4 protein-coding genes are annotated in these 6,401 nt (G+C 60.0%); 3 read left to right on the plus strand and 1 reads right to left on the minus strand.

Features of this window, described 5'->3' with window-relative positions; genetic code table 11:
• Positions 1-149: 149 nt before the first annotated feature.
• The 3 genes from CJ255_RS20735 to CJ255_RS20745 all read left to right on the plus strand — a co-directional run bounded on the left by CJ255_RS20735 (position 150) and on the right by CJ255_RS20745 (position 4,722).
• Positions 150-1,331, plus strand: a complete 1,182-nt coding sequence (locus CJ255_RS20735) for an acetate/propionate family kinase (RefSeq protein ID WP_097645985.1) — start codon at positions 150-152, stop codon at positions 1,329-1,331.
• A gap of 104 nt (positions 1,332-1,435) precedes the next feature.
• A complete protein-coding gene (locus tag CJ255_RS20740; RefSeq protein WP_097645986.1) occupies positions 1,436-2,950 on the plus strand; it encodes a hypothetical protein in 1,515 nt (504 codons plus the stop codon).
• A gap of 221 nt (positions 2,951-3,171) precedes the next feature.
• A complete protein-coding gene (locus CJ255_RS20745) occupies positions 3,172-4,722 on the plus strand; it encodes a nicotinate phosphoribosyltransferase (protein WP_097645987.1) in 1,551 nt (516 codons plus the stop codon).
• Positions 4,723-5,006: 284 nt separating this feature from the next.
• On the opposite strand, the gene CJ255_RS20750 is transcribed toward CJ255_RS20745, so the two are convergent.
• Positions 5,007-6,293 (minus strand): DUF418 domain-containing protein, encoded by a 1,287-nt coding sequence (locus CJ255_RS20750; RefSeq protein ID WP_097645988.1) that lies wholly within the window; start codon positions 6,291-6,293, stop codon positions 5,007-5,009.
• Positions 6,294-6,401: the final 108 nt, after the last annotated feature.

The raw sequence follows: 6,401 nt of genomic DNA on the forward strand, positions 1-6,401 counted from the left end.
ATGAACTGGCGTTGGAGTGCCGGCTTCAGCCGGCTAACGCCGGCACTCCAACGCGTGCCCACTAGCTTTTCAGACAGCCTCTCAGACAATACCTCGGTGCCTCTGTGGTGCAACCCTCGGTACCTCTTCTCGAAGGAGCAAGCTTTCCCGTGGCAAATGCCATTCTTGTACTCAACGCTGGTTCTTCCAGCATCAAATTCACCATTTTCGACCATGAAGCGGGCAACCTGCATGTGCGCTACGAGGGCCAGATTGAGGGCATTGGCACCAAGCCCCATTTTGTGGCCTATGCTGACGCTGGGCAGCCCATCCATGAGACGAGTTGGGCCAATCCGCCTTTGGGTCGTGGCCATGCCTATGCCCTAGAGCGTCTGGCCGCTTGGCTCGATCCACTGCTGCCCGAAGAGGGGCTGATTGGGGTGGGCCACCGCGTGGTTCACGGCGGCACCCGCTTCAGTGCGCCCATGCGCCTCGATGAGGCGCTCTTGCACGAACTCGAAGCCTTTGTCTCACTGGCCCCCCTACACCAGCCCGCCAATCTGGCTGGGATTGCGGCAGCAATGGATTTTCTGCCTGGGGTGCCCAATGTGGCCTGCTTCGATACCGCCTTCCATCGTACCCATCCGCCAGTGGCCGACCGCTTTGCTATTCCCTATGATCTCTATGATGAGGGCGTGCGACGCTATGGCTTCCACGGGCTCTCGTATGAGTATATTGCCCAAGCGCTACCTACATGCGCCCCCAAACTGGCTGAAGGGCGTGTAGTGGTGGCCCATCTGGGCAATGGAGCCAGTATGTGTGCCCTCAAGGCGGGCCGTAGCCACGATAGCACCATGGGCTTTACTGCCCTTGATGGCCTGCCTATGGGCACGCGCTGCGGCCAGATTGATCCCGGGGTGCTGATCTACCTCATGCAAGAGAAGGGCATGGGGGCCAAGCAGATCGAAGATTTGCTCTACAAGCGCTCCGGCCTACTCGGACTCTCCGGTGTCAGCAACGATATGCGAACCCTCGCGGCTAGCAACGACCCGCGTGCCGCCGATGCGCTCGACTACTTTGTCTATCGCATTATCCGTGAGACCGGGGCGCTCGCTGCTAGCCTGGGCGGGCTCGATGGCTTCGTCTTCACCGCCGGGATCGGTGAGAACGCCGCCAACATCCGGGCGCGTGTCTGTGAGGGCTTGGGCTGGCTTGGGCTCCAGTGCGATCCCGCTGCCAACGCGCAGCACGGGCCACGCATCAGCCCACCTGATAGCCCGGTGGATGTTTGGGTTATTCCTACCGATGAAGCACGTATGATTGCGCTGCACACTCTGCGGGTGCTGGTGTAGTACTATTGTAGATTGCAGATTGTAGATTGCAGATTGCAGATTGTAGGAAGCCTCAGCCCTATTTCCTATTTCCTATTTCCTGTTTTCTGTATCCTCCCTGAATTATGGCAACAACATCAGAAGGGCTTCAGTTCAGCGCGGATGCTGAAGGGCAGCGCAGCACCACACGGGTGAACAAGGCGGTCTATGCGGCGGCTTTGGCGGGGGTACGGCCTGAGGCAGCGGCAGCGGTGGCTGAGGAGCGGGCATGGCGCAAGCGCTACCCCAAGCATGTGTGGGCCTTAACCGAGGCGGGGGTGCTGCAACCTGAGTATGCGCTACGGATTGCTCAGGATGGGTTGGCGGCGGCCTGGGCGCAGTGTGAGTTTGTGCGTGGTGCGCAAGCTCTGGGTTTAGCTGAGGCGATGCAGCAGCCTTTGGGCGGGCAGATTGCCCAGATTGAACTGCGTGGTCAAGGAGCGCCAACCATTGAACCATGGTCGTTACCCTATCGCGGCAAGCAGTTGCGCGGCGCGGAGTTGCGTGAGCAGCTTGAGCGTTGGGAGGATGCGGGTGTCATCGAGCCGAGTCATGGGCAGGCGTTGCGTCGGCTGATGGAACATCCAGAGTGGTTCGATCTCGCGGATCGGACGGTGGTGCTGTTGGGCGCAGGTTCCGAGGCGGGGCCATTGGCTGCATTAGCGCACTGGCGGGCCAATATTATCGCCATTGATCTACCCGATGCGGCACGCTGGCAGCGCATTACCAGCATTGTCCGTGCGGGCAATGGGCGGCTGATTGCGCCGCTGAGTCAGCCGGTGGCGGCGGATACGCCCGTTGAGCAGTGGGTGGCGTTGGCGGGGGCCAATCTGTTGACACAGACGCCAGAGTTGGCGGCGTGGCTGTTGGGGTTTGAGCAAGACCTCGATCTGGCGGCGCTGGCCTATTTGGATGGCGCACAGCATTTGCGCGTCTCGTTGGCGATGGATGCAATCCTGGCGACGGTGAGTGAAGCGCGGCCTGCGACGACGTTAATGTACATGGCAACCCCCGCCGATGTCTTTGCGGTGCCGGAAGCGACGGCGCGGGCGGCTATGGCACAGGCGCAGCAATTGAAACCAATGCAGCGTTTGGGTACTGCGCTAGTTCGGGCGCTGAGTGGGGGCCGTCTGCTTCAGCCCCACATCCGCACATTACTTACCGCACAGAACGGCAAGCGTTATGGCATTGTAGATGGCATCGTGTTGCAGCAGGGGCCAAACTATGCCTTAGCGAAACGGTTGCAGCAGTGGCGTGCGTTGCTCGCACGGGCCCAAGGGCAGCGCGTAGCAATCAATGTGACTCCTTCGACTCTCACCCAGTCGGTCATTAAAAACCCGGCCCTCAAGGCGGGCTATGATGGTGCCAAGCGCTTTGGGATCGAGATCTTCGAGCCAGCCACAACGAGTGCCCTGATGGCGGCACTGTGGGTGCATGATCTACGCTGTAATGAATGTGCCGCCAACCCTGCGGTGGTACTCGACAATCCGTTGGAACTCTTGATGGAAGGGGCCAACCATGGCGGGCTTTGGCGCAACGCCTTCCTCCCGCGCACCGCCCTCCCCATTGCCGCCCTGATGGGCTATCTTCGCATTGGTTAAGCCTTCCGGCGGGGGGGGTGGGGGCGGCTTCGCCTCTGCCAAAGAACGTTGTTAGCGCGAAAAAGTTCTGGGCCACGCCGCTTGGCTTCGACAGGCTCAGCCAGCGGCGTGGTGGTGGCTGTCAACCCAAGGCTTCTTCGCGCTAACAGAACTTTGTGCGTTCGTGGTGGCGGCGCAGCCGCCACCACGAACGCACAAAGACATGTTGAAACGAGGGTACCATGCGACCAGAACAGCGGCGCATCGCCGAGGGGATTCTCTTCACCGACCAATACCAATTGAGTATGGCGCAGCTCTATTTTCGTCACGGGTTGCACGAGCAGACAGCGCAGTTTGACCACTTCTTCCGGCGCAATCCTGATTATGGCATGCATGCGGCGGGCTATTGTGTGACGGCTGGGCTGGAGTGGTTGTTGGATTGGATGGAGATGGTGCGCTTTACTGATGATGATGTAGCGCAGTTGCGCATGCAGCGCGACCGGGCGGGGGGCCAACTTTTTGGCGACGATTTTTTGGCCTACCTGCGGGCTACGGATGGCTTTGCGGGGCTGAGTTTGCGCGCCATCCCGGAGGGTCGGGTGGTGCATCCCAATGCGCCACTCACGACGGTGCGCGGGCCGTTGGCCTATGCCCAGATTCTTGAGACCGCCCTGCTGAACCAGTTGAACTATCAGACCCTGATTGCAACCAAGGCGGCACGCATCCGTGATGTGAGCCATGCCGCTCCCGTGTTGGAGTTTGGGCTGCGCCGTGGTCAGGATCGCGGGGCTAACGCGGGGACGCGGGCCGCCCTGATCGGTGGGGCCGATTTTACCTCCAATGTGGGCCTCTCTTCAACCTTGGGCCTTGCCCCCAAGGGTACTCACGCCCATGCCTTGGTGCAGGTCTTTTTGGCGTTGGGCTATAGTGAACTAGATGCCTTCAAAGCCTATGCCGAAGTCTACCCTGATGATTGTCTGTTGTTGGTAGATACGGTGGACACCTTGGGCAGTGGCTTGCCCAACGCGATCAAGGTCTTTGAGCAACTGCGGGCGAAGGGCCATCGCCCGGTGGGTATTCGGCTCGATTCGGGCGACTTGGCCTATTTGGCGATTCATGCGGCCATGATGCTGGATCAGGCCGGTTTTCCCGATACGACGATTGTACTCTCGAGTGATCTGGATGAACTGGTGATCTGGCAGATTCAGACCCAGATTGGGGCTGAGGCGGCGCATGCGGGAGCCGATGCGGATGCCATCCTGAAGCGTCTGGTCTATGGAGTGGGCACGCGCCTTGTGACCTCCCATGGCGAAGGTTCGCTCGGCGGGGTCTACAAATTGGTGGCGATGCATGAGCGGGACGAGTGGCGTCCGGCGATTAAGCTGGCCGACACGGCAGCCAAACTGACCAATCCGGGCTTGAAGCAGGCTTGGCGCATCTATGATGGGCGTGGGCGGGCGACGGCTGATCTCGTAGCGCTTGAGCATGAACGTCCCGACGAGCAGGAGCAGTTGTGCTTGCGCCATCCCAGCGATGCGGGTTTGCAACGCCAGCTTACGCGCAGTAGGCTTGCGCGCATCGAGCCGCTGTTGGTAGATGTATGGCGTGAAGGCCAACGGGTGGGGCCGCGTCCAACCCTAGAGCAGATGCGCGAGCGTAGACGCAATGATGTTGAGGCGCTAGATAGCGGCGTGCGTCGTTTGGTCAATCCGCACATCTACCATGTATCGCTGACACAACCACTCTGGGAGTTGAAGCAGGAGTTGTTGGGGCGCTTGCGCGGAGGGCGGTAGGCATGTAGTTGTTAGGGAAGGTTTCAGAAAATGCGAGGAGGCGAGGGCTTCGCGTCCTCGCGTCCTCGCCTCCTCGCGTCCTCACGTCCTCACGTCCTCGCGTCCTCGCGTCCTCGCGTCCTCGCGTCCTCACGTCCTCGCGTCCTCGCATCCTCGCGTCCTCGCGTCCTCGCGTCCTCACGTCCTCACGTCCTCGCGTCCTCGCGTCCTCACGTCCTTGCGTCCTCACGTCCTCGCCTCCTCGCCTCCTCGCCTCCTCGCCTCCTCGAAGCTTCCCTAACGCTCTATTGCGGCGCAAGCGCGCCACCATGGTTCACGTTACGGCGCATCGGCTGCGGGCGCATGTAGGTGAGTGAACGCCACAACCATTCGGCGGGGCCGTAGCGGAAACGGGCCATCCACCAGTGGCTGATCGGGATTTGGATGGCGTAAATCACGATGGTGAGCAGTAGTCCCGCTGCCATTCCAACCTGGTTGAAGAGCCCCAGGCCGTAGCCGTAGAAGATGAACGTGCAGATGATCGATTGGAAGAGGTAGTTGCTCAGTCCCATTTGGCCAACCGGGGCGAGGTAGGCGAGCCAGCGCGACCAAGGGACGCTTTGGCAGAGCAGCACGATGGCACTCAGGTAGGCGATGCTCTGGGTAATCCCACCGAGGCCAAGCAGAAGGTTGGCTAGGGCTAAATTCCAACTCAAATCCGCCCGCCCGACCTGCTGAATCAACAGGGCGGCAATGATGTTGGCTGGCAGACCAATGGCAAAGCCACCGATCATCAGGCGTCGGAAGAGCTTCCGGTGGGCTGCAACATCGCGCAGTAGCCCACGCCGCCCAATGTAGGCACCAATCAGGAACATGGTCATAACTACAGGGGCCATAGTCAACCAACCCACACTGCTCATGCTGATAACGTCGCGGGTGCGTTGGGCGGTCACTTCCCCGAATGTGCCGCTGCCATAGGCTACAAGCGCTCGTTCGTACTCATGGCGGAACACCTCCATTTGCTCGGCGAAGGCGGCTTCAATCTCGACGCCCACCTCTGGCAGGTCACGCGCCCAGACGACCAACCCGGTGAACGCAAAGGAGCTGAGTTGGAAGAAGATCCAGAAGATTGCCGCCCAGATCAGCAGGGTACGCGGATTTTTGACCCATGTAAAGAGCAGGAGAACCATCCCAAGAATGGCATAGAGGGTCAAAATATCGCCAATCCAGATGAAGAAGGCGTGGATGAGGCCAAAGAGGAGCAACACGCTCAGGCGGCGCAGATAGGTCGGCACAAAGCGCCCCCCGCGCGCCTGCGCTCGTTCTAATTGAATGGCAAAGCCAAGTCCAAAGAGCAGCGAGAAGAGGGTGAAGAATTTGCCCTCGCCCAAAGCGAGAATTAGCAATTTGGCAGCCTGATCATACCAAGGTAGCTCACCTGGCGGTAGCAGATAGGCTTGGAAGGGGTGGCTGAAGAGGAACATATTGACCGTCAGGATGCCGAAGAGGGCAAAGCCACGCAGTACATCAAGGGTCTGAATGCGTTCATGTTGGGCCACTGGTGCCGCAGCAGGGGTAGGTGTCGTGCTCAAGCTAACCTCCTTAGAAGCTGTCTGAAAAGCCAGTGGGCACGCGTTGGAGTGCCGGCTTTAGCCGGCTGAAGCCGGCACTCCAACGCCAGTTCATAGACTTTTCAGACA

Source organism: Candidatus Viridilinea mediisalina, from assembly GCF_002532535.1.
GTDB lineage: Bacteria > Chloroflexota > Chloroflexia > Chloroflexales > Chloroflexaceae > Viridilinea > Viridilinea mediisalina.